Annotated in this window: 19 protein-coding genes; 17 read left to right on the top strand and 2 right to left on the bottom strand. The window is 42.2% G+C overall.

The annotated features are described in order from the left end of the window. Positions 1–6: 6 nt before the first annotated feature. The 7 genes from IL356_RS02560 to IL356_RS02530 all read left to right on the top strand — a co-directional run bounded on the left by IL356_RS02560 (position 7) and on the right by IL356_RS02530 (position 9,304). Positions 7–1,392, top strand: coding sequence for an FGGY-family carbohydrate kinase (locus tag IL356_RS02560; RefSeq protein WP_121847357.1), 1,386 nt, complete (start codon positions 7–9; stop codon positions 1,390–1,392). After that, positions 1,382–2,539: an alpha-hydroxy acid oxidase gene (locus tag IL356_RS02555; protein ID WP_121847358.1), complete on the top strand. Its 1,158-nt coding sequence runs from the start codon at positions 1,382–1,384 to the stop codon at positions 2,537–2,539. The genes IL356_RS02560 and IL356_RS02555 overlap by 11 nt, the downstream gene beginning before the upstream one ends. 5 nt (positions 2,540–2,544) lie before the next feature. Then, positions 2,545–3,963 carry a purine-cytosine permease family protein gene (locus tag IL356_RS02550; RefSeq protein ID WP_121847359.1) on the top strand — a complete coding sequence of 473 codons (1,419 nt, stop codon included), beginning with the start codon at positions 2,545–2,547 and terminating at the stop codon, positions 3,961–3,963. Between the two features lie 200 nt (positions 3,964–4,163). Then, on the top strand, positions 4,164–4,994 hold the full coding sequence (gene kduI / locus IL356_RS02545; protein WP_121847360.1) for a 5-dehydro-4-deoxy-D-glucuronate isomerase: 831 nt from the start codon (positions 4,164–4,166) through the stop codon (positions 4,992–4,994). A gap of 85 nt (positions 4,995–5,079) precedes the next feature. Beyond that, positions 5,080–6,120: a sugar kinase gene (locus IL356_RS02540; RefSeq protein WP_121847361.1), complete on the top strand. Its 1,041-nt coding sequence runs from the start codon at positions 5,080–5,082 to the stop codon at positions 6,118–6,120. A 111-nt stretch (positions 6,121–6,231) separates the two neighbouring features. Beyond that, entirely contained in the window at positions 6,232–7,698 is a 1,467-nt protein-coding gene (locus IL356_RS02535) for a tagaturonate reductase (protein WP_121847362.1), read from the top strand. After that, complete coding sequence (locus IL356_RS02530; RefSeq protein WP_121847363.1) at positions 7,688–9,304, top strand: UxaA family hydrolase; 1,617 nt, start codon at positions 7,688–7,690, stop codon at positions 9,302–9,304. Before IL356_RS02535 ends, IL356_RS02530 begins: the two co-directional genes overlap by 11 nt. A gap of 9 nt (positions 9,305–9,313) precedes the next feature. On the opposite strand, the gene IL356_RS02525 is transcribed toward IL356_RS02530, so the two are convergent. Next, positions 9,314–10,333 carry a LacI family DNA-binding transcriptional regulator gene (locus IL356_RS02525; protein WP_121847364.1) on the bottom strand — a complete coding sequence of 340 codons (1,020 nt, stop codon included), beginning with the start codon at positions 10,331–10,333 and terminating at the stop codon, positions 9,314–9,316. Between the two features lie 729 nt (positions 10,334–11,062). On the opposite strand from IL356_RS02525, the gene IL356_RS02520 reads away from it, so the two are divergent. From IL356_RS02520 to IL356_RS02480, 9 genes are read left to right on the top strand one after another with little or no spacing between them, the layout of a single operon-like run. Further along, positions 11,063–12,052 carry a DUF4861 family protein gene (locus IL356_RS02520; RefSeq protein WP_121847365.1) on the top strand — a complete coding sequence of 330 codons (990 nt, stop codon included), beginning with the start codon at positions 11,063–11,065 and terminating at the stop codon, positions 12,050–12,052. A gap of 28 nt (positions 12,053–12,080) precedes the next feature. Then, entirely contained in the window at positions 12,081–13,319 is a 1,239-nt protein-coding gene (locus IL356_RS02515) for a glycoside hydrolase family 88/105 protein (RefSeq protein WP_121847366.1), read from the top strand. A gap of 9 nt (positions 13,320–13,328) precedes the next feature. Further along, complete coding sequence (locus tag IL356_RS02510; protein ID WP_121847367.1) at positions 13,329–14,762, top strand: GntP family permease; 1,434 nt, start codon at positions 13,329–13,331, stop codon at positions 14,760–14,762. After that, complete coding sequence (gene garD / locus IL356_RS02505; RefSeq protein ID WP_121847368.1) at positions 14,762–16,291, top strand: galactarate dehydratase; 1,530 nt, start codon at positions 14,762–14,764, stop codon at positions 16,289–16,291. The genes IL356_RS02510 and garD overlap by 1 nt, the downstream gene beginning before the upstream one ends. A gap of 17 nt (positions 16,292–16,308) precedes the next feature. After that, entirely contained in the window at positions 16,309–17,226 is a 918-nt protein-coding gene (kdgD, locus tag IL356_RS02500) for a 5-dehydro-4-deoxyglucarate dehydratase (protein WP_121847369.1), read from the top strand. Continuing rightward, a complete protein-coding gene (locus IL356_RS02495; protein WP_121847370.1) occupies positions 17,223–18,227 on the top strand; it encodes a pectinesterase family protein in 1,005 nt (334 codons plus the stop codon). The genes kdgD and IL356_RS02495 overlap by 4 nt, the downstream gene beginning before the upstream one ends. A 1-nt stretch (position 18,228) precedes the next feature. Next, positions 18,229–18,969, top strand: coding sequence for a rhamnogalacturonan acetylesterase (locus IL356_RS02490; RefSeq protein WP_121850563.1), 741 nt, complete (start codon positions 18,229–18,231; stop codon positions 18,967–18,969). Then, the gene (locus IL356_RS02485) at positions 18,966–20,327 is read left to right on the top strand and encodes a glycoside hydrolase family 28 protein (protein ID WP_121847371.1); all 1,362 of its coding nucleotides are present in this window, start codon (positions 18,966–18,968) and stop codon (positions 20,325–20,327) included. Before IL356_RS02490 ends, IL356_RS02485 begins: the two co-directional genes overlap by 4 nt. 7 nt (positions 20,328–20,334) lie before the next feature. Beyond that, positions 20,335–21,318, top strand: a complete 984-nt coding sequence (locus IL356_RS02480; RefSeq protein WP_121847372.1) for an alpha/beta hydrolase — start codon at positions 20,335–20,337, stop codon at positions 21,316–21,318. Positions 21,319–21,326: 8 nt separating this feature from the next. On the opposite strand, the gene IL356_RS02475 is transcribed toward IL356_RS02480, so the two are convergent. Then, on the bottom strand, positions 21,327–22,526 hold the full coding sequence (locus IL356_RS02475; protein WP_205601265.1) for a nucleoside hydrolase-like domain-containing protein: 1,200 nt from the start codon (positions 22,524–22,526) through the stop codon (positions 21,327–21,329). A gap of 240 nt (positions 22,527–22,766) precedes the next feature. Here IL356_RS02475 and IL356_RS02470 point away from each other — a divergent pair, with 240 nt between their 5' ends. Next, positions 22,767–23,960, top strand: coding sequence for a Gfo/Idh/MocA family protein (locus tag IL356_RS02470; RefSeq protein ID WP_121847374.1), 1,194 nt, complete (start codon positions 22,767–22,769; stop codon positions 23,958–23,960). The last annotated feature ends 65 nt before the right edge of the window (positions 23,961–24,025 follow it).

Raw genomic sequence — 24,025 nt, 5'->3', positions numbered from 1 at the left:
AAGTAGATGAGTATTAAGGTAACCGCAATATTTGATATTGGTAGAACCAATAAGAAGTTTTTTCTCTTCAACGAAGACTTTAAAGAGATCTATAGGGAATATGCCCGATTTGATGAGATAGAAGATGAGGATGGATATCCTACCGAAGACTTAAAAGCTTTGGAAAATTGGGCAAAGGAAACCTTTGACAAAATGCTTGCCAACCCTGAGTACGACATTCGTTCATTGAACTTCTCGTGTTATGGGGCCAGTTTGGTGCATATGAATAGTGAGGGAAGGGTAATTGCTCCCCTTTATAACTACATGAAACCCATCAAAGAGCAGATTATCGAGGAGTTCTATGGTAAGTATGGGCCTATAGATGAATTCTCGAGGGTATCGGGCTCTTTGAGTATGGGAATGCTCAATACCGGAATGCACCTTTATTGGTTAAAAAAAGAACGGCCGGAGGTTTTTAAAGAAATCAAGTATTCCCTTCATTTACCGCAATATTTAAGTTATCTGTTTACGGGTATACCTGTTAGTGAATACACCAGCATAGGATGCCATACCAATTTATGGGATTTTGAACGTAACGAATACCACCATTGGGTACTCAAAGAGAAGGTAGACAAACTTTTACCTCCATTAGTGGCAAGTAACAAGACAGTTTCGGTCGATTTTGATGGGCAGAAAATTTTGGTAGGTCCTGGTATTCACGATAGCTCTTCGGCCCTTTTGCCCTATGTAAGAAGCTTGACCAATCCTTTTTTGTTGGTCTCAACCGGTACTTGGAGCATATCTATCAATCCGTTTGTAGAAGGGGCGCTAACTATGGCGGATATCGAACGAGAAAGTTTGTACAATATGAGAATAGACGGTAGCCCGGTTAAAGTGGCACGCCTGTTCTTGGGCAATGAATACAAACTTCAGGTAAAAGAGCTTACAGAATATTTTGGGGTAGCTGCCGATTTTCACAGAACTGTCAAGTTTGATGAAGAGACCTTTTTTGAAATCAACAAAGATTTCGAGCCTATGTTCAAATGGAAGAGCATCGTGGGCAAGAATGAACCCAATACTACCTCAATACCATACGATCAATTTGAACATGCCTATCATCAATTGATGCTGGAATTGGTCTTGCTACAAGTCGATAGCATTGCCTCTGCAATTGGTGAACAAAATATCGAAGACCTTTATATAGACGGCGGGTTTAGCGATAATGATGTGTACATAAAACTATTATCTTATTACCTTCGAAGCATGAAATTACGAACTACCGATGCCTCGTTGGGTTCCGCTCTAGGAGCGGCCATCGTTATCTCACAAACTGAATTAGACCCTGCATTTTTGGCCCATAATTATGGGTTGAAAGATTTTAGTCCCGTTAAATCCGAATCTTATGAAAAGTGAAATCAATTCTGAGTACCCATCAGTAGAGGCTTTGCGTGAAAAAGCCAAGGAAAGGGTTCCGAATTTTGCCTTTGAATATTTGGATGGAGGTTGCAATGAAGATGTAAATATCGTAAGAAATACCGCGGAGATTCGTGATGTTCAATTACAGCCACGATACCTTCAGAACTATGGTGTGAGCTCGACCAAGACCAAGGTTTTAGGTATGGAGTTCGACGCTCCTTTTGGTATTTCCCCAGTTGGTCTTCAAGGACTCATGTGGCCCAATTCCCCTGAAATTTTGGCCAGGGCCGCTCACAAACATAACGTTCCTTTTATATTAAGCACGGTTACCACCATGAATATTGAGCGGGCAAGTGAGCTTACCGAAGGTAAGGCTTGGTTTCAGCTCTATAATCCGGTTGAAGATCATGTGAGAAACGATATTATCGATCGCGCACATGCGGCCGGGTGTCCTGTTTTGGTCTTGCTTTGCGATGTGCCCACATTTGGGTATCGGCCTAGGGACATTCGTAACGGACTTGCCTTACCACCGAAAATGTCGGCTAGAAATATTATGCAGATTTTGGGTAAGCCGTCTTGGGCCTTTAATACCTTGAAACATGGTCAACCAACCTTCGAGACATTAAAACCTTATACTCCCGAGGGGCTTAATCTAAAGCAATTGGGCCAGTTCATGGATAAGACCTTCTCAGGAAAATTGAATGCTGAAAAGATAAAGCCCATTCGAGACAGGTGGAAAGGTAAATTGGTCTTAAAAGGTGTTGCCAGTCAACAAGATACCGAAGATGCCATTAAAATGGGATTTGACGGAATTATCGTTTCTAACCACGGTGGGCGGCAATTAGACGCCGGTCAATCAACGATTGCATCTCTGCAAGATATCGTTCCTGATTATGGTGACAAAATTGAGGTTATGATCGATAGCGGATTACGATCAGGGCCAGATATTGCGCGTGCGATGGCCAGTGGTGCAAAATTTACATTTATGGGGCGATCTTTTATGTACGGTGCTGCTGCTTTGGGTAATAATGGTGGCAATCATACAATCGCTATGTTGAAGCGCCAGTTTCAACAGGTGATGGATCAGCTTTGTTGCGAAAAAGTAGAAGACCTTCCCCAGCATTTGATAACCAACCAAACCTAGTTTTTATGACACTTTACAGTCAAGAAGAGGAAGCGATAGAGGAGATTGTCGGGGAAGAATTCGAGAGACAACCGGTACCTCAATCAAGACTTAAAAGCTGGAAAAGCTTTTTAGGTATGTATGCCGGCGAGCATGCTGCGGGTACCGAATTCGTTATCGGACCTCTTTTTTTAACGACTGGTGTAAGTGCTTTTGATTTGATTATCGGGCTTTTGATAGGCAACTTGTTGGCGGTTTTAAGCTGGCGGTTTTTAACCGCTGAGATAGCTGTTAAGTATAGATTGACGCTGTATTATCAATTGGAGAAAATCTGTGGTAAAAAGCTGGTAATTGCCTATAACCTCGCCAACGGAATACTTTTTTGTTTTCTGGCAGGATCAATGATTACTATTTCGGCTACGGCTGTGGGTATACCTTTCGATATGGAAATGCCTAAGCTGACCGATACCATGCCCAATGGAATTACTTGGGTAGTTATAGTTATTGCCATCGGTGCAGTTATCTCCGTGATTGCCGCAAGGGGTTTCAACACTGTATCCAAGGCTGCCAATTGGATGTCTCCCGTAATTGTATTGGCATTTTTGGCCTGTGCCGTGGTTTCTTTACAAGAATTGAACGTATCTAGTTTTTCAGATTTTTGGAATATATGGGGCAATGGTTCCGAACCTTTTCCTGGGCAAATTAAATATACTTTCTGGCACATAGTATTGTGGTCATGGTTTGCCAATGCGGCTATGCACGTGGGTATGTCCGATCTTTCGGTTTTTAGGTTTGCCAAAAAAGCCAGCTCTGGGTGGACGACTGCTGCAGGCATGTATGTAGGTCACTATATGGCTTGGATCGCGGCCGCACTTTTGTATGCGGTCTATCTTCAGACTCCGGAGGCGCAAGTTTTATTAGGTAATGGGGAAGCACCACCTGTTGCTCCCGGTCCATTGGCCTACAGGGCGTTGGGCTTTTTCGGTATTCTTGCGGTGGTATTGGCCGGGTGGACGACCGCTAACCCGACCATCTATCGGGCAGGCTTGGCCTTTCAGGCGGTATTGCCCAAGACCTCTACCTTTTGGGTGACCATAATTGCAGGGGCCGTTGCGACGATAGCGGGTCTATTTCCTGCTTTTGCCATGAAATTACTTGATTTTGTGGCCCTTTACGGGTTCATTCTGGCACCTGTGGGCGCAGTAATTGTTTTTGAGCACTTTTTTGCGGAGAAAATGGGTGTGATTACGAACTATGCCGAGAAGAGTAATATCAGCTTTAATCGGGCCGTATTGTTTGCCTGGGCCATCAGCTTTGGCCTGTTTTACTTTATCTCTTTGCAGTTTGATGTCTTTCTATCATTCGTAACACTTCCTGCATGGCTTTTATGCGGTGTTCTATTTTTGGTAATTAGTAAATCCATTCAAAAAAAGGCTTTGGCCTAACTGCAGATTAAGTAGATTATTGGTCGATGACTACCTTTTCTAAGGTATCAATGATCTAATAGCTTTAAATTTTGCATTCTTAGGTAAAAACCTGTAATATGCAAATGGATTATTAATAAATGTTTAAAATCAAAAGATTATCCTTGCGGATTCATAAAAATCCTTAATTTCGCGTAATCGATTACATAATATTTTAAATAATGACAAACTACGAGTTTAGATATGCCTCTCACCCCGAGGATGCCAAAAAATACGGGACCGATGAATTAAGAGACCATTTTCTGATAGACACCTTATTTCAAGATGATACCATCAACTTGACTTATTCTATGTACGATCGGTATATAGTAGGTGGCGCAAAGCCAGTTGGTAAAGATTTGGTACTAGAGACCATACCCTATTTGAAGTCGGAGAATTTTTTAGACCGTCGGGAGCTAGGTATCGTAAATGTAGGCGACAAAGGTCAGGTATCGGTTGACGGTACCCTTTATGATTTAGATAAAAAGGAAGCCCTATATGTAGGTAAAGGTGCTAAAGAGGTTGTTTTTAAATCTGGCGGTTCTCCTCTTTTCTATATCAATTCAGCTCCTGCCCATCAAAGTTTTCCAACGAAGAAAGTGGGTAAGGAGAATGCAGAGGTGATACAATTGGGAGATAGCAAATATGCAAATAAGCGGGTTCTCAATAAATTGATAGTAAATAGTATTGTTGAAACTTGCCAATTACAAATGGGAATTACCGAATTGGTAGAGGGTAATGTTTGGAATACCATGCCGGCCCACACCCATGAGCGACGTATGGAGGCTTATTTTTATTTTGATTTGGAAGAAGGCCAAACCGTATGCCATTTTATGGGCCAACCCCAGCATACGAGACATATCTTCATGAAAGGTAACCAAGCTGTACTATCGCCTGAATGGTCGATTCACTCTGGATCAGGCACAAGTAACTACTCTTTTATATGGGGTATGGCAGGTGAGAATTTAGACTACGGCGATATGGACGTTTGTCCGCCGGACGAACTCAAGTAAGCCTAGCGATTTCGATTAGCATGCTCTTTCCCAGGCATTTGAAACTTATTTTAACAGTGCACAAAAATATCAACTCAATTAATCAATGAAAAAAGTAGTAACCTTCGGTGAGATAATGTTGCGTTTGGCACCTCCCGGATTTTTAAGATTTTCTCAAGCGAATAGCTTTGATGTGGTTTATGGTGGTGGCGAATCGAATGTAGCCGTGTCATTGGCCAATTACGGCGTGCCGGTAGATTTTGTAACCCGATTGCCCAAAAATGATATTGGTGATTGCGCCATGATGGAGATGCGAAAAAGAGGGGTAGGGGTAGACAAGATAATCTACGGTGGTGATCGTTTAGGTATTTACTTTTTAGAAACGGGTGCCGTTAGCCGAGGTAGTAAAGTGGTCTATGACCGTTCACATTCGGCTATTGCTGAAATCAAGCCAGGTATGATTGATTGGAACGATGTTTTTAAAGATTGTCAATGGTTTCACTGGACGGGCATAACTCCTGCAATCTCACAAGGTGCAGCCGATGCCTGTTTGGAAGCGGTGAAAGCTGCCAGTGAGAAGGGAATCACCATATCGACCGATTTAAATTACCGAGCTAAGTTATGGCAATATGGTGGCAATAGAGATGCTATTATGACTGAACTGACCTCGTATTGCGATATTATTTTGGGTAATGAGGAAGATGCAGAAAAACACTTCGGTATTCATCCTGAAGGTCTTGACGTGCATAAACATGGTCACGACGTAAAGGCCGAGGCCTTCTTGTCGGTATGTAAGCAAATGATGAAGAAATTTCCAAAAGCGAAAAAAGTCATTACCACTTTGAGAGGGTCTATCAGTGCCTCGCACAATACGTGGGCAGGAGTTTTATACGATGGGTCTGATATGTACGAATCTCCACAGTATCAAATTACCGACATTGTTGATCGCGTAGGCGGTGGCGATTCTTTTATGGGTGGGTTGATATATGGGTTGCTTAAGTATCCGGAAGATGATCAAAATGCCTTGAATTTCGCAGTGGCCGCCTCTTGTTTGAAACATACGATTATGGGTGATGCCAACCTTGTTTCCGTAGATGAGGTTGAAAAGTTGATGGGTGGCGATGCCTCAGGTAGGGTTGCCAGGTAATCAAGTGGCTAGCTGCTATCGCTTGCTTAAAACAAACCCGTAGTAGATACCTATAAAAAGAATCAACTTGCCTTTTTCGCCTGAAAAGTAGGCCTTATTAAATACGAACAAATGAGAAAGTTAAATAGAACCAATCTATCACTGACCGAGACATTACCCATCAAAGTAGTGCAATTCGGTGAGGGTAATTTTTTAAGAGCCTTTGTGGCCTTGGCGTTTCAAAGACTGAATCAAGAAGCCAATTTCAACGGTGGTATTGCCGTGGTTCAACCGATTTCGAGGGGAATGGTTTCTATGCTTAATGAGCAAGAGGGGCTGTATACATTGTTCACCAAAGGGATTAAAGAAGGTAAAGAGGTAGAGGAAAACGAATTGATTAGCAACATTGTTCGCGGAATCAACCCTTATGAGCACTTTGAAGATTTTTTAAGGCTTGCTGAAGAAGAAGAACTACAGTTTATTATTTCAAACACTACTGAAGCGGGTATAGCATACGAAGAGAGTGATACGCTCGATATGACGCCTCCATCCTCTTTTCCGGCTAAGCTGACAGCTTTGTTGTATCATAGATATTCCCATTTTGAGGGCGATAAGAAGAAAGGTCTGACCATAATACCATGCGAGCTAATTAATTACAATGCCGATACATTAAAGAAAGTTGTATTGAGCTATGTGGACATATGGAACCTTCCTGAAGGATTTGAAACTTGGCTTACCGAATCTTGTTCATGGCACAACACCTTGGTCGACCGTATTGTGCCAGGGTATCCTAAAGACGAAATAGAGGCGTACAACAAGCAGCTTGATTATGCCGATAATCTCATTGTAAGTGCAGAAACCTTCTTTTTATGGGTAATCGAGGGCGATGAAGAGCTTAAGCAAAAGCTGCCTTTTCAAAAAACAGACCTTGATGTGAAGATAGTTGCCGATATGCAACCTTTTAGAACCCGAAAAGTGCGCATATTGAACGGGGCACATACCGCAATGGTTCCCTTTTCTCTTCTTTATGGCAATGAAACGGTGAAAGAGAGCGTTGATGAAAGTTTCACGGGCCCCTTTATTCGTTCGGTTGTTTTTGAGGAAATCATTCCTACGTTGGATATGGAACTTAATGAACTCGAAGCCTTTGCCGAGGCTGTATTCGACCGGTTTAGAAACCCGTTTATTAAGCACAAATTGGCCAGTATCGCCTTAAATACTGTCTCTAAGTTTAAAGTGCGGGTATTGCCGAGTTTGCTGGAGTATGTCTCTAGAAAAGAGAGCTTGCCGATTCATATGGTGTTCTCCTTTGCCTGCCTCATCCGATTCTATAAAGGAACTTTTGAGGGTAGGGATATGCCTGTAAATGATGATGAGGCCATAGTTTCTGACTTTGCTCGTATTTGGCAATCTTCACCGGTTGAAGAAGTCAGTAAGCAGGTACTTGCAAAATCGAATTATTGGGGTAGCGATTTAAACGAAATTCCTAATTTGACTTCAGCTATCACGGTTGCTTTAAAATCTATTGAAGAAAAGGGCATCAAAGAAGGTTTTGCTAAATTTGAAAGTGAACTAAAGGCTAAAAGTTATGCAAACTAAACTGATCAAAGTACAGCCAGACGATAATGTGGCCATTGCGCTAGTAGATTTGGTGCAGGGTGATAGGACTTCTTTAGATAATGAAGAGCTTATTATATTATCTGACGTAAAGGCAAAGCATAAAATTACTTTGACAGACTTGAATGTTGATGATGAAATTATCATGTACGGCGTTCTAGTAGGAAAAGCTGTTACCGAAATCAAAAAGGGCGATGCCTTAACAGTTGATAATGTAAGACACGAAAGTAGTCCCGTAGAAAAAAGAACAGCAAGGTTCACCTGGTCGCCACCGGATATTTCTAAATGGAAAGACCGCACGTTTATGGGCTATCATAGACCTGATGGCCAGGTAGGCACGACGAACGTATGGTTATTTTTTCCCTTGGTTTTTTGTGAAAACAGAAATATCGAAATTCTAAAGGATGTTTTCGAGAAAGAACTCTCCATTGGCAAAGTAAGCAGACAAAGGCGACTACTTCGAAATCTAATCAGCGGTAACCCTTCTTCCGTAGCGGATGGCGAGGAAGAAGAGGGCCAACAGACATTCGATAACGTTGAGGTCAGGTTCATAACACACCAAGGCGGTTGCGGGGGCATAAGGCAAGATTCCGAGACCTTGGCACGACTGCTGGCGGGTTATATAAAAAATCCCAATGTTGCCGGTGCTACCGTACTCAGTTTAGGTTGTCAAAATTTACAGATAGAGATATTAAAGAATGCCATCAATACTATAGACCCCAATTTAGAGAAGCCGGTTCTTATTTATGAGCAGCAGCAAATGGGTACAGTTGATGACATGCTCAATACTATTATCAAAGAATCTTTTGATGGTATTAAAAAAGCGAACCAAATTCAACGTCAACCGGCCCCGATTTCTAAATTGAAACTCGGATTGGAATGTGGGGGGTCTGACGGATTTTCGGGTATTTCGGCCAACCCTTCTTTGGGGTATGCCTCCGACCTATTGGCAGCGGTAGGGGGTTCACCAATTTTATCAGAATTTCCTGAGCTTTGCGGTGTGGAACAAGAGTTGGTCAATCGTTGCGTGAATGACGAAGATGCCGAACGTTTCATGCAATTGATGAAAGCCTACGAGCTGGCGGCAGAAGCTGCTGGATCAGGATTTGATATGAATCCTTCACCGGGTAATATCAAAGACGGACTGATAACCGATGCTATGAAGTCTGCAGGTGCGGCCAAGAAGGGAGGCACCTCGCCAATCGAGGCCATTTTAGATTATGGCGAGTATGTAGTAAAACCTGGTCTCAATCTTCTTTGTACCCCGGGGAACGATGTCGAAAGTACAACGGGTATGGTAGGCTCTGGCGCTAACATAGTTGTATTTACTACAGGATTGGGTACACCCACGGGAAACCCGATAGCACCAGTTCTAAAAGTTTCGTCTAATACTGCATTGGCCCAAAGAATGTCAGACATCATCGATATCGATACAGGTGCAGTGATAAGGGGAGAAAAGTCAATACCTGAGATGGGCGAAGAAATATTGGACTATGTAATCAAAGTCGCCAGTGGTGAAATTACCGCTAAAGCTGACGCCCTTAATCAGAATGATTTTATTCCTTGGAAAAGAGGGGTGTCGCTTTAGCAAAAGCAACTATTTGCCTTTTTTCAGTGATGATTTTCTTATCTCTAAAGTAGGATTGAGAACCACGTTCTTTTCAATCTTCACTCCTTCTGAATCCATTTGCTCCAAGAACACCTTTGCGGCAGTTTTGCCCATGGTCAAAGGGGCTTGATCAACTGAGGTAATGGGTAGTTCCATAAATTGGGTAAAGGGTTCGTTACTGAAGCCGACTACACAGAAATCATCGGGAATTTTTAATCCTATTTCCTTCAGATATTGAATGGCACCTAAAGCCCCAAGATCGGTTGAAGAAAAAATTGCATCTGGCGGTTCTGGCAATTCCATCAGTTTTTGCGCGGCATCTTTACCGGCCACTATCTCGCTCTGCAAGCCTATTACATATTCCGGCTTGAATGTCATGCCATGGTCGGTAAGGGCCTTTTTATAACCCGCCAAACGGTTTTGGTAAATTAATAGTGAAAGGTCAATGGTCATGTGGGCTATCTTCTGGCAACCTTGCTCTATTAAATGCTTGGTCGCTTGATAGGCACCATCAAAGTCGTCTAAAGTCACCGAGCTACCACCTTTGATTTCCTTTTTTCTATCAAAAAATATTAAGGGAACATTCTTTTCCAGAACCTGAACAAAATGTTCATCGCTACTGGTCTGCCTTGATATAGATATGAGAATACCATCTACTTGGGCATTTAGTAGATTCTGGACAATATCAATTTCTTTATTGGCTTTCTCATGCGTTTGTGAAATGATTACATGATACCCCTTCGGATTGAGCTCTTCTTCGATTCCACGAATGATATTCGAAAAAAAGTTTCTATTGATGTAAGGTACAACCACCCCCACATTGTTGCTCTTGCCGCTCTTTAAGGCTTGAGCGACACGGTTTTGTTTATAGTTCAGCCGTTGGGCCGTTTCTTGCACTAATTTCTTGGTATCTTCACTTATTCTTGGGTTGTTATTTAGGGCCCGAGAAACTGTTGCCGCAGTTATGTTTAGTTCTTTGGCAATGTCATAGATTGTAGTTTTTTTCATCTACACTGGTTTATGGGTAGAAAGCGGTTTGGCTGAAAATTCACAAATTCTGTATTGTTGGTTTGGCCATTAAAACTGATTATTACGCCATTTTAAGCTTCACTAAAGGCAAAAATGCAACAACTAAAACAATTTTAGGGTGTATTTGTGAAAATCCGTTCAATTTAAGTAAAAAGAATTTAATTGGCGAAACCCTCAAGGTCAATCGCCTTTACTCAAATTATTTGGTCAAAAACTGTACGGTAAATTGGTCTTAGTCTAGAAAATTACGAAGGGCAACCCAATCTCTGCTCGACTAAACTAAATACGGGAACATCTAATTTATTTTTTGAGATTATGCTGGTTGCCCTTCGAATCCAAACTAACTTAAAACTAATCCTAAAGAATCAATCCCTATCAAATCTTAGATTCCAACTCTAAAAAAGAAAAGAAATCAAATTCAATATGTAATCGATTGCATAAATTTAGAATAAAATTTAATAATATCAAGACTTTCATAGAAAAATCTGACAAACTTATAATTGATGATGGAATCGAATTGTGAATTTAGGTCGTAAAAACTTCTCTCACTCACAAAAAGTATAATCAATATTTAGGAAGTTGTTATTATATTTTTATTTTCGTAATCGATTACATTTAAGATAAAAGGTGATTTGATGCGCCTAATTAATTGAAGTTAAAGTCCTTGAAAATTTCCTATCTAGTAAACATTATTGATATTTTTAAAATATGAAGTTATTTGTGCCCTTAGCAGCCCTATTGTTGGTTGCCGTCAGTTCATGCAAAGAAAGCCCTAAGAAGCAATCTGATTCTATTGAAGCGTCTGCCGAAGTTTCAGAAAACGCTTCAAAGACATATGCCGAAATCTCTGTCAAGGAAGGAGGCGAGTGGCAGGGAACCAAATATGTAGGAGATAATCTCACATTCAAGAATGTTGAATTTTTGCAGGCCCCCGATAGTTTAACGGATCATTCATATTACATCCGTTATGAAGGGCCAGGTTGGGAGAGTAATAAGGTGGGGTACCGTTTGTATTTCGACTGGAGAAATGCCATCGATATTTTTGGTAAAAAGGTAGATACCATGGTGCTGTCAAAAGTCGGTGTAAATAATTATGACTCTTACCACGAAGATAGTTCTTGGGGTATGGATGTGCTTAAAGCCGGTAGCTCTCTTGGGATCGGTTCTTATGGCAGGTTTGATGGCGAATCGACCGTAGAACATTTTAAAAATGTTGAGGCACGCGATGTAGCTGTCAGCAATTCTGAGGCAGGTTCTGGAGTGACCCTGAACTATAAAGGCTGGACAGCCTTTGACGAAAAGGTAGATTTAAAGACCGAACTTTTTATCGAACCAGATTCGCGCATTACCAAAGCGACTTTAACCCCTTCGAAGGCCATTGATGGCCTATGTACCGGTATCGTAAAGTTTGAGGGTATTGAACTAATGGAAAAGGTCAGTGAGGATGGTGAATGGGCTTATATAGCTACCTATGGTGAGCAAACATTGGTTCCCGATCAGTTGGGAATGGTCCTTTTTTATAAAAAAGACGACGTTGCAATGGTCACCGAAGCAACCGATGATCATTTGGTTGTTTTCAAACCGACCGAAACACCGATTACCTATCATTTTGCCGCCGCTTGGGAAAAAGAAAAAGACGGTATCAAAACGAAAGAAGGTTTTGTAACATATATTGATGAGGTGCTGAATCAACTTTAAATTGCCTCGATAAACTCAACTACTACAAATGAAGACCGTTATAACATCAATAGTTGGTATTGCAATGCTAACATTGACTCTTGTGAACTGCAAGTCTGAAAAAAAGAAGGAAGAAGTTCCTACAACAAAAACAGAACAAAAGGTAGTTCCGGAGAATCTTAAATGGTCGGAACGTATGGCCCTTTCCGAGGTTCATCGTTTTCCTGACCCGACGCTTCTCGATTTTCAAGATAAATCAAGATGGAGCTATACGAACGGATTGGTGCTTCAAGGCATGAGTCGTATTCAAGGTAGCACTCCACATGATGAGCTTGCCGATTATATCTATGAGTATGCAGATAGAATGGTCAACAAAGATGGCAGTATCGAAACATATGACATAAGCAATTACAACCTTGACATGATCAAGTCAGGTGATGTGCTTTTCTATCTCTATCAACAAGAAAAAGAACCAAGATTTAAAATGGCTATGGATACCCTGCACCAGCAATTGGTAGACCAGCCTACTGTTTCAGAAGGGGGCTACTGGCACAAACAACGGTATCCCTATCAAATGTGGTTGGATGGGGTGTATATGGCAGAGCCTTTTCATGCCAAGTACGCCAGCACTTTTATGGAAGGAGAAGCGGCCAAGAAAACTTTCGATAAAATCGTATTGCAGTTCGACCTGATTGAAAAGCACAGCCGTGACCCAAAAACGGGATTGTATTTTCATGGTTGGGATGAAAGTAAAGAGCAACGTTGGGCAAATAAAGATACCGGACTGTCACAACATTTTTGGTCGCGAGGTATGGGTTGGTACGGTATGGCCTTGGTTGATATCATCGAGCTTTTACCGGAAGGCCATTCCGGTAGGCAAAAAATAAAGGGCTATCTAAATCGATATGCGGAAGCCATTGTGAAATATCAAGACGCTACCGGTGCCTGGTACCAAGTATTGGATTTGCCGGAAAGAGAGGGTAATTATCTAGAAGCCACGGGCACTTGCATGTTCACCTATACTTTGGCCAAAGGAGTGAACAAAGGTTATCTTCCCGAAAAATTCATGGAGAACGCAAAAAAAGGTTACGAAGGTATATTGACCGAATTTATCACTGTAGAAGATAATGGCGTGGTCAACCTTAACAGATGCTGTGGTGTGGCAGGTTTAGGCGGTGATCCATACCGAGACGGCTCTTTTGACTACTATGTAAACGAAATTATTCGATCTAATGATCCCAAGGGAACCGGACCTTTTATGATGGCTTCTTTAGAAATGGGAAAATAAAAATTCTTGATGGATTCGCTGCTCATTATTTTAATAGGTACCGCAACAGTTCTGTTCTGTATCGTTAGATTAAAATTGCATGCGGCGGTTTCATTGCTTCTTGCGGCGCTGGTTACCGCACTTTTAACATCGCCCGAACAGATTGCACAATTTGCCGCAAGTCAAGGTATGGCAGAAAGCCAAGTAAATTCCTTGGTAAATATGAGCTTGGGAAAACGTTTGGCGACCGCTTTTGGTAACACGAGTGGTAAAATTGGTATTCTTATAGCTTTAGCTTCCATTATAGGTACGGCCTTAATGAGAAGTGGTGGCGCAGAAAGAATTATTAGGGCGCTGTTGTCGCTTTTTGGAAAAAAAAGAACATCCATTGCTTTATTATCGGGTAGTTTCACATTGGCCATTCCTGTTTTTTTTGATACCGTTTTCTATCTGATGATTCCTTTGGTCAAATCCATTGGTGTGCGTAATCCCAAGCAATTTTCACTTTATCTAATGACCATTATTGCCGGGGGTGTTATGGCGCATTCTTTAATTCCGCCCACACCCGGTCCTCTTTTTGTAGCTGAGGAAATGGGAATAGATTTAGGAGCCATGATTATTGGCGGATTGGTGGTAGGGTTGGTAACCATTATTTGCGGTTATTTTTATGCCCTGTGGGCGAATAAAAAATGGGATTTGCCCATGCGCGATACGCCTGATATTTCCATTAACGATTTAAAGCAATTTTCTGAAAAGGAGGTAGCAGAATTACCTTCACTTTGGCTATCGCTTCTGCCAGTTGTACTGCCCATTATTTTAATAACCGGGAATACCTTTTCACAAATGGCACTAGAGTCCACAGGTGAAAACGCTTCGGTTTTTCAGGTAAAGTTGGCACAGTTTTTTGCTGCGGTAGGCGATGCGAACATTGCATTAATGATATCGACCCTCATTGTCATGTATCTTTTGTGGGTACGTCTTAAAAATGTGGAAACCTTTAAAAAGTTCATTTTTGAAGCATTGAGCAGTGCGGGAATGATTATTCTTATTACTTCTTGTGGAGGGGCATTCGGTCAGATGTTGCAACAAACGGGCATTGGTATTCGGGTTGGTGAAATGGCCGCCAACTACCAAATGGCCATTCTTCCTTTGGCGTTTTTTATTTCAGCCGGGGTGCGAACGGCCCAAGGCTCTGCTACGGTAGCGATGGTCACCGCTATTGGGGTAATAGGTGGTATGGCACAGGCAGATTTGGCATTTCATCCCGTTTATATTGCTTTGGCCATCGGTTGCGGCTCCAAAGTTTTTGCATGGATGAACGATAGTGCCTTTTGGATCATTACTAAAATGAGCGGGATGGAAGAAAAAGAGACCATAAGGCATTTTAGTCTCTTATTATTGGTTATGGGCTTTTCGGGGCTTTTGGCAGTGATGGTTTTATCTAAATTGGCACCCTTTGTCTGATGAAAACGGAATATGAAATCCTCATAAAGACTTCAGAGAATGACAATGTAGGTATTGTTATCAATCCCGCTGGAATAAAAACGGGAAGCGTAACCCAAAATGGCATTGAATTAAATGAGTTTGTACCTATGGGCCATAAGGTGGCGTTGACCGATTTAAAAGAAGGAGATGCGGTTATCAGGTACGGACAAACCATCGGCTATGCTTCTAAGACAATATCCCTAGGTTCTTGGGTAAACGAGACCAATATTACGCTGCCGGAACCACCCAAACTGGATTTGATAACTATAAAGGAGAATCATCTTCCTGAACCAGAAAAACTGGAGGGCTACACTTTTGAGGGTTATGTAAACGCTGATGGCACTGTGGGTACCAAAAACGTTTTGGCCATCACCACCAGCGTACAATGTGTGTCCGGAATGGTAGATTTTGTAGTAAAGCGAATAAAGTCAGAGCTTCTACCTAATTTTCCCAATGTAGATGATGTGGTAGGGCTTAACCATACCTATGGGTGTGGCGTGGCCATTAATGCACCAACTGCTATTGTTCCTATCAGAACCATTCAGAACATTACCAAAAACCCCAATTTTGGGGGAGAAGTGATGGTAATTGGTCTTGGATGCGAAAAATTACGCCCAGAAGTACTTGTTCCCGAAAACGGGGAAGAGAGCGATATACTCTACTTGCAAGACCCAAAGTTCAAGGGCTTTTCTGAAATGGTAGAAGGGGCTTTGAATTTGGCCGAAAAGCACCTAAGAAAATTAAATGCGAGAAAACGAAGCGTTTGCCCGGCTTCGGAATTGGTGGTGGGGATGCAGTGCGGCGGCAGCGACGCTTTTTCGGGTATTACGGCGAACCCTGTGGCAGGTTATGCCTCCGACTTAATTGTAAGGGCAGGTGGCAGTGTGTTTTTTTCGGAAGTAACCGAAGTGCGTGATGCCGTTCATTTGCTAATGCCCCGTACGGCCTCTGAACAGGTGGGTAAAGATTTGCTGAACGAGATGGAATGGTATGATGCTTATTTGGAGACCGGAAAAGTAGACCGTAGTGAAAATACGTCACCAGGAAACAAAAAGGGCGGATTGAGTACTATTGTGGAGAAATCGTTGGGTTCCATTGCCAAATCGGGCACAAGCCCTATTGTAGGCGTTATTCCCCCGGGAGAACGGATCAAGAAAAAGGGACTCCATTTTGCCGCCACTCCTGCGGGCGATTTCGTATGCGGAACATTGCAATTGGCAGCTGGAATGAACGTGCATATTTTTATGACGGGTAGGGGTACGCCCTACGGCTTGTCGATGGTGCCGGTTATAAAGGTGTCCAGCAATACTGAGTTAAGCAACCGCTGGCATGATTTAATAGATTTTGACGCCGGTAGGGTGGCGACGGGAAATGCAACGGTGGAAGAATTGGGTTGGGAACTGTTTCATCTTATTTTAGAAGTGGCCAGTGGTAAAACCAAAGTGGCCTGTGACCAATTAGGTATTCATAATGACCTGGTACTATTTAATCCAGGGCCATTGACATAATTTTAAAACACGACACTATGCAATTTGAAAGAGTAAAAAAAGCCTTGGGAGACGGCCTCTTATCATTTCCCATTACCGATATGGATGCTGATGGGCGTTTTAATGCCGATAGCTATGCCCAACGAATCGATTGGTTTTTAGAGCATGATATTTCCTCCATTTTTGTAGCGGGTGGTACGGGAGAATTCTTTTCCCTTTCAAAGGAAGAATATCAACAGATTATACAAATTGCAGTAAAGGAAAATAAGGGAAGGGTACCTGTTATTTCCAGTGTGGGGCGGAGTATTCCCGAAGCCTTGGAATTTGCGAAAATGGCTGAGGAGGCAGGTGTAGATGGGTTGCTTTTAATGCCGCCCTATCTAACAGGTTGTCCGCAAGATGGACTCATTGAATACGCAAAGACCATTATCAATGGCACCAAGCTTCCGGTAGTGTATTACAATCGTTCCAACGGAATTTTATCTGCCAATGCCATACTTCAATTGGCAAATGAGTGCCCTAATCTAGTAGGTTTAAAAGATGGAACGGGAAATATGCAAGATTTGAACGACACTATTAAAACGGTAGGGGATAGATTGACCTATATTGGAGGTGTGCCCACGGCAGAAATTATTTCAGAAGCTTACCTTTCCATAGGGGTAAATACCTACTCTTCGGCGGTTTTCAATTTTGTACCCGAGTTGGCACTAGCCTACTACAAAGCTTTAAGAAAAGGCGATTCAGATAAAGTAAAGTCTATTTTAAAGGAGTTCTTTATCCCTTTTGTGCGCCTCAGGAGTAAAAAGGCGGGTTATGCCGTAAGTCTCATTAAGTCAGGTGCCGATATCATTGGAAAACCGGCCGGGTCGGTTAGGGCGCCGTTGGTAATGCCTTCGGAAGAAGAAAAGAATGAGCTTCAATTTTTAATTGATAAGGCGAAAACTTTGATGGTATGAACAGTTTCGTGAAGTCTATTGTATGTAGCCTATTTTGCTTTCTGTTTCTTATTCTCGGCTCGGAGGTCACCGCCCAGAATAATCCCGAGAAAAAAGTTGACATCTATAATATGACCGTGGCCCAAGACGGGTCGGGAGATTTTACATCGATTCAAGAAGCAATCAATAGTGCCAAAGGCTTCCCTGATAAAAGGGTGATCATCAAAATAAAAAACGGGATTTATCGAGAGAAGATTGAAGTTTATGAATGGAACAATCGCATGAGCCTTATTGGTGAAGACCGCGAAAAGACCATAATTACTTATGACGATTATTTCAATAAACTGAATTTGGGTAGAAATAGCACCTTTCATACCCCAACAGTTTTGGTTCAGGGCAATGATTTCTATGCGGCGAACCTTACCATAGAAAATACGGCAGGTGAAGTGGGCCAAGCGGTGGCGCTGGCAGTGAATGCTGATCGAGTGTTGGTTGAAAACTGTACCATTACTGGAAATCAGGATACGCTGTATGTTACAGGTGAAGGTTTTCAGCAGTACTTCAAAAATTGCTACATAGAAGGTACTACGGATTTTATTTTCGGTCAGGCAACGGTGTTGTTTCAAGATTGTACCATCCACAGTAAATCAAATTCTTTTATCACTGCGGCTTCTACCCCAAAAGGAGAACCTTTCGGTTATGTATTTAAGAACTGTAATTTGACCGCCGCTGAAGAAGCGAATGAAGTATATCTTGGTCGACCTTGGCGTACCTACGCCAAGACCGTTTTTATACAATGTTCGATGGGTGACCATATATTGCCAAAAGGATGGGATAATTGGTCTAATAAAGAAGCTGAAAAGGAAGCTCTTTATGCCGAATACGAGTGTAACGGCCCAGGTTTTAATCCAAAGGAACGAGTGGCTTGGGCCAAGCAATTAACCGCTGCCGAGGCGTCTGAATATACAATCGAAAATATTTTAGGAAACGAGAAACATCCTTCGTGGTATGAAAAATTTTAAAATGTCAAAATCGGTTTTGGCCGGTATAATGTTTATGGTGGGCCTAATGGTCAATGCGCAAGAGGTTACTGTGTATTGTATTGGCGACTCGACGATGGCCGATAAGAAAGAACCGGAAAAAAATCCTGAACATGGTTGGGCGCAGGTGCTGCAAACTTTTTTTACAGATGAGGTTAAGGTCGATAATAGAGCTGTTAACGGCAGAAGTTCAAAAAGTTTTATTTCCGAGAATAGGTGGGACTCTGTTTTGACCACCTTAAAAAGTGGTGATTATGTGTTTATCCAATTTGGGCACAACGACCAAAAATTTAAAGACTCCAGCAGGTTTACCAATCCGCATACTACGTATAGGCATAATTTAATGCGCTTTGTAAAGGAAACCAGGGCAAAAGGAGCTACTCCCATACTTTTTACCAGTATCGTGAGAAGGAATTTTAATGAGTTCGGTTCTCTGATTGATACCCACGGCGAATACCCGGTTGTAACTAGAATGGTTTCTAATGAAATGAGCGTTCCGCTTATCGATTTGCAATATCTGACGGAAGTTCTCGAAACGACTTACGGCCCAGAGAACTCAAAAAAATTACACTTACATTTCAAACCTGGTGAAGAGCCTTATTATCCCGAAGGTATTGCAGATAATACCCATCTCTCTGAAAAAGGGGCATTATTGGTGGCCGGCTTGGCAGTTGAAGAAATGCAATCGTTACAACTTCCGCTTACCAATTTTTTACAAAAATGAGAAACGGTCCATTGATATTCTTTTTTCTCTTTTTGGCCACCAATATAGGGTTGGCACAAATTAAAATTGATCAAGATTCGGCCATTGCGGCCATTGAGAACAGAATTCGATTACCTAAAATTCCTGATTATTCGGTTTCAGTGGTCAAATTCGGGGCGAAAGGTGATGGCGTTTTTGATTGCAGAAGGGCGTTTGAGAAAGCTATCAGGCATTTAAGCCGAAAAAAAGGTGGACAGTTGGTTGTTCCATCGGGTATTTACCTTTTAAACGGTCCCATACATTTAGAAAGCAACATCAATTTACATCTAGAAAAAGGAGCGGTACTCAGGTTCAATGACCGGCCCGAAAGTTATTTGCCAGTGGTAGAGACCAGCTGGGAAGGTACTATGCTTTATAATTACAGTCCGCTTGTATATGCCAACGGTAAGACCAATATTTCTATAACTGGCGAAGGCGTTATCGATGGCGAAGGTCATGGCGAGTGGGCAACATGGAAAGCCAAAGAAAATGAAGACAAACAGCTTAGCAGGAAGATGAACCATGAACAAATTCCTGTTAAAGAGCGAACGTTCGGTAGTGGGCATTTCTTAAGGCCTCAGTTGGTTCAATTTCTTGATTGCGAAAATATATTGGTAGAAGGCGTCAAGTTTGAAGACGCCCCCTTCTGGTGTGTTCACTTTCTCAAATCTAAAAATATTACGGTGAGGGGCATTTCCTATGACGCGCACAATAAGAACAATGATGGTATAGATTTGGAATATGCCAGTGATGTTCTAATTGAAAATGTACAGTTCAATAATGCCGATGATAATATCGTCATCAAGGCGGGTAGAGACGTAGAAGGAAGATCTAACAGCCATATACCTTCAGAAAATATTATCGCCCGAAACAACTTTTTTAAAGGTTTGCATGCGGTGGTAATCGGAAGTGAAATGTCTGCTGGCGTAAAAAACGTTTTTATAGAAAACAATAAGGCCAGTGGCTATTTAAAACGTGGAATTTATTTTAAGACGAATTCCGACAGGGGAGGGTATATCAAGAATATTTATATCTCTAACCTTACTTTGGGTGAAACGGAGGACACTATTTTTATGACGGCCAATTATCATGGGGAGGGAAGTGGTGAACATCCCTCTAAAATATCTGATGTGACCATCAAAAATGTCTACTGCAAGAGCGCTAGTAATACGGGCATTGTAATCGAGGGCTTTCCGACCAAGAAAGTAGAAAATGTGGTTCTTGACCAGATAACGATTGAAAAGGCGACCAACGGACTGACCCTTACCAATACAAAAAATGTGAGTATGAACGAAGTGGTTATCGGTGAAAAGGCGGGAACCCCTAGTTCGGTCAAATAGCTGAAAAATGATTCTAAAAAAACTAGTTCCGGTTGTTCTTTTTTTGCTTGTTGCCTGTAACGGATGGTGCCAATCGATGAAGGGCGTTACGGGTTTTAAAGACACTTCGTATACTACTTCTTTTGCTTATCAAAACGATGTAAAGAACTATCCGCAGATTGAGGTCGTTATAGAGATTAAGAATGTAGGTATTAAAGAAAAAAGAGATGTTGTCTACCGGGAAATGGGCGATAGAAAGCTTTTGTTAGATGTTTTTCAACCCGCCGACTCGAAGAGTAAAAACGGAATGGCCGTCATTGTTATCCACGGGGGCGGATGGAGGTCTGGTGACCGTTCGCAACATTATCCTATGGCCCAAAAGCTGGCCGGGTTGGGCTATGTTTGTTTTACCCCTGAGTATCGATTATCTACGGAAGCCTTATTTCCCGCAGCCGTATATGATTTAAAGGAAACTATAAGGTGGGTTCGCTCCAGAGCACGAGAATTCGGTTTTGATTCCGATAAAATTGCGGTGGCAGGTTTTTCTGCCGGAGGAGAACTGGCTGCATTTTTAGGAGTTACCCAAAATATGCCTTTGTTTGAAGGTCGTGCAAATTCAACAAAGGTGAATACATCGGTCAATGCCATCATTGATATGGATGGAACTTTGTCTTTCGTGCATCCGGAAAGTGGAGAAGGAGATGATAGCAATGGTACTTCAGCAGCGACCTATTGGTTTGGTTATGCCAAGAAAGAGAATCCGATGCTTTGGGAGGCTGCATCCCCACTAGGTTATGCCAGTTCAGATACACCGCCAACGTTATTTATAAATAGTTCAGTAGAGCGAATGCATGCCGGGAGAGATGATTTTCGAAAGGCGCTGTTCTTAAATGATATTTATAGCGAAGTAGTGGCATTTGATGATGCCCCACACTCCTTTGTGTTGTACCACCCATGGTTTGAGCCTACCGTTAAGGCTATGGATAGTTTTCTAAAAAAGGTTTTGAAATAGGAAGGCCATTATTCAAACCACTTCCACCTTTCGGCCCAGTCCATTAAAAAAGCTTTCCGATGTTTGGCCACCGTTTTGGCTCCCTGTTGCACATCGATAAACTGCTCGGGGTCCTTTTTATCACCGTACCAGTTGGGCCCCAGTTGAAAATCGGTTTTAGAAGGTCTGTGCGGCCAAGGCGTTATACTGGTGTACGAACCTGTGAGACCATCCAGTTCAGAAATGTTACTTGTGGTTCTAAAAGTGCCTGTTTCTGGCTTTTTTGGTGAATATCGGGCTCCGTAAGTACCATTGCCCAAATAGTATCCATTCCAAACTTGTTCCCAAATTTCAAATTGAAAACAAACGGAATCTTGAGGAACTTCCTTCTCAGGGCCTTTAAAGTGCCATTCAATAATATCGTAGGCAGCTATCGTATCGGTTTTCGCACTTATTTCGTTAAAAACAGCTCTTGAACTGCGATTAATGGGCTCAAAACTTCCGCCCCAGCTCTCACCTGTTGGGTCATTGGGATCCCCGTTCAGAATATAGGCCAAAGAAGGTGTGTCTCCCATCTTTATTTCTCCGTTGTAGTAATTCACAAAGTCTTTGCCCATGTGGCCTTTGCCCTTGATATAGTTTTTATAGAAATTTTTAGAACTAATGTCTTCAGGAGAGTCCTCGTCCATAAACCAACCGCGATAGGTAGCATTGGCTTCTATCATCCAGAGATCCGGATGGTTTTCAGCAATGTAGGAATAGGCATAGGCACCCCATTTTTTGTTGGGCCCACCAATCCAATATACTTTTATTCTTTCCTTTATTTCCGGGGCGTCATGTAAGGCTTGCGCCACATCTTCCAAGCCGCCCCATACCAATACCCATAAGGGTTGGTCATCATCCTTTTTTGCACATTTAATAATCCAATCCGAGCCTTCGGTAGCCTCACGGAATCCTTTAAAAGGAGCAAGTTCTGTTTCCCCTTGTTTGGTGATATTACGCAGCGAATCCGGGTGAGGAAAGCTTTCGGAGTGTTTCTTGAGTTTGGGCAGGTCTTTTTCATATAGGTCGATGATATCCAAAAAATCCTTTTTTCTCCCCGGTCCATAAGGGGAAGAAACCAGCCCTTCTATGGAAACCTCATTGGCATACATCAACAAGTGAATCATCGATTGAAAATCGTCCGGGTCGGTACCGCCAATATCGCTGCTGATTAAAATTCTAGGCAACTCCTTTTTTGTTGGTGGTTCGGTGCAACCTTGAAATGAAATTATTGGGAAACAAATGGCCACATAAAAAATGAAAAGGGGTGATTTGATAAAGGTCTGTACAGTTCGTAAAAGCAAGGGTAGGCTCATTGGGTTAATGGTAAGGCAGATTACCCAAAAGTTTAATTCTTTGGGCAAACAATTTTTAGTAATTTTTAAAAGCGAATAAAAGATAAGAATAACTCACCAGAATACACCTTTATGGCAACATTAGGCATTGGAATGGTAGGTGCGCGATACGGTGCGCGCATGCATTATGAAAATTATAGTAAGCTAGCCCATGGGCTAGTTGAAATTAGAGGGGTTTGTGCATTGACCAAAGAGAGTGCCCAAAACTATGCAGCCGCTTATCAAGTTCCTATGGCGACCGATAGTTTGGAAGAACTTCTGGCCAATCCCGCCATTGACATTATCGATATATGTACCCCTCCGGCTTCTCACCATGAAATAGCGATTAAGGCAGCGAATGCGGGTAAGCATATTATCATGGAAAAACCATTAACGGGTTATTTTGGCGAGCCCGATGATGAGCAACCTATCGGTAAGCATGTTTCTCGTGATAAAATGAGAAGGGGCGCTTCAAAAAATGCCGAAGCTGTTCGTGAAGCCGTTACGTCTAACAGGGTGAAGTTTTGTTATGCCGAGAACTGGGTATACTCCCCGCCTATTCTTAAAATGCAGAAATTAATCAGAGCTTCAAAAGGTTCTATATTGGAGTTGAGGGCTGAGGAAAACCATTCAGGTTCAAATTCTTTTTTCTCAAAGGAATGGAGGTTTATGGGCGGAGGGTCTTTATTGCGTATGGGCGCCCATTCGGTAGGTGCCTGTATCTATTTAAAACAATTTGAAGGCTATGAGCGGTTAGGTCGGCCCATAAGGCCCATCTCGGTCATTGCCGATACTGCCGATTTAATGCATTCCGATGCATCTAACCGTGCCAAGGTGGTCAATGCACACGAATGGATAAGTTCAAATCCAGTTGATGTAGAAAATTGGGCAAATGTGGTAATCCGTTTTGAAGATGGGTCCAGGGCCACGGTAATGGTCAGCGATGTGGGTCTTGGGGGGCTGAACACCAGGGTGACCGCATACATGACCGATGGCGTTATCAAGGCCAATATGACGCTGAACGATGCTGTTGAGACCTATTCGGTAGACCCCAACACTTTTGCAAATGAATATTATACCGAAAAACTGGAGACCAAAGCGGGTTGGAACCGCCCTAGCTGCGATGAAGATTGGTTCAGGGGTTTTTCTCAAGAAATTTCAGATTTCATTTATGCAATAAAAGAAGATAGACAGCCTCTCTCGGGTATCGATTTGGCGGTAGATTGTGTACACGTGATTTATGCCGCTTACCAATCTGCAGAAGAAGGGCGAAGAATTGATTTGTAAAATCACAGGGTCTAAAGAATATGAACAGGAAAAAATTTATAACCGCATCTGGCTTAGTAGCTATG

This window comes from Euzebyella marina (genome assembly GCF_014855515.1).
Lineage (GTDB): Bacteria > Bacteroidota > Bacteroidia > Flavobacteriales > Flavobacteriaceae > Euzebyella > Euzebyella marina.
This window is presented reverse-complemented; position numbering and strand designations above follow the sequence as displayed.

Bases quoted from the DNA above. Each gene is read 5' to 3' on its own strand.
- IL356_RS02495 (WP_121847370.1), top strand. From the start codon at position 17,223: ATGAACAGTTTCGTGAAGTCTATTGTATGTAGCCTATTTTGCTTTCTG.
- kduI (WP_121847360.1), top strand. From the start codon at position 4,164: ATGACAAACTACGAGTTTAGATATGCCTCTCACCCCGAGGATGCCAAA.
- kdgD (WP_121847369.1), top strand. From the start codon at position 16,309: ATGCAATTTGAAAGAGTAAAAAAAGCCTTGGGAGACGGCCTCTTATCA.
- IL356_RS02485 (WP_121847371.1), top strand. From the start codon at position 18,966: ATGAGAAACGGTCCATTGATATTCTTTTTTCTCTTTTTGGCCACCAAT.
- garD (WP_121847368.1), top strand. From the start codon at position 14,762: ATGAAAACGGAATATGAAATCCTCATAAAGACTTCAGAGAATGACAAT.
- IL356_RS02510 (WP_121847367.1), top strand. From the start codon at position 13,329: ATGGATTCGCTGCTCATTATTTTAATAGGTACCGCAACAGTTCTGTTC.
- IL356_RS02515 (WP_121847366.1), top strand. From the start codon at position 12,081: ATGAAGACCGTTATAACATCAATAGTTGGTATTGCAATGCTAACATTG.
- IL356_RS02540 (WP_121847361.1), top strand. From the start codon at position 5,080: ATGAAAAAAGTAGTAACCTTCGGTGAGATAATGTTGCGTTTGGCACCT.
- IL356_RS02525 (WP_121847364.1), bottom strand. From the start codon at position 10,333: ATGAAAAAAACTACAATCTATGACATTGCCAAAGAACTAAACATAACT.
- IL356_RS02480 (WP_121847372.1), top strand. From the start codon at position 20,335: ATGATTCTAAAAAAACTAGTTCCGGTTGTTCTTTTTTTGCTTGTTGCC.
- IL356_RS02555 (WP_121847358.1), top strand. From the start codon at position 1,382: ATGAAAAGTGAAATCAATTCTGAGTACCCATCAGTAGAGGCTTTGCGT.
- IL356_RS02535 (WP_121847362.1), top strand. From the start codon at position 6,232: ATGAGAAAGTTAAATAGAACCAATCTATCACTGACCGAGACATTACCC.
- IL356_RS02520 (WP_121847365.1), top strand. From the start codon at position 11,063: ATGAAGTTATTTGTGCCCTTAGCAGCCCTATTGTTGGTTGCCGTCAGT.
- IL356_RS02560 (WP_121847357.1), top strand. From the start codon at position 7: ATGAGTATTAAGGTAACCGCAATATTTGATATTGGTAGAACCAATAAG.
- IL356_RS02550 (WP_121847359.1), top strand. From the start codon at position 2,545: ATGACACTTTACAGTCAAGAAGAGGAAGCGATAGAGGAGATTGTCGGG.
- IL356_RS02530 (WP_121847363.1), top strand. From the start codon at position 7,688: ATGCAAACTAAACTGATCAAAGTACAGCCAGACGATAATGTGGCCATT.
- IL356_RS02490 (WP_121850563.1), top strand. From the start codon at position 18,229: ATGTCAAAATCGGTTTTGGCCGGTATAATGTTTATGGTGGGCCTAATG.
- IL356_RS02470 (WP_121847374.1), top strand. From the start codon at position 22,767: ATGGCAACATTAGGCATTGGAATGGTAGGTGCGCGATACGGTGCGCGC.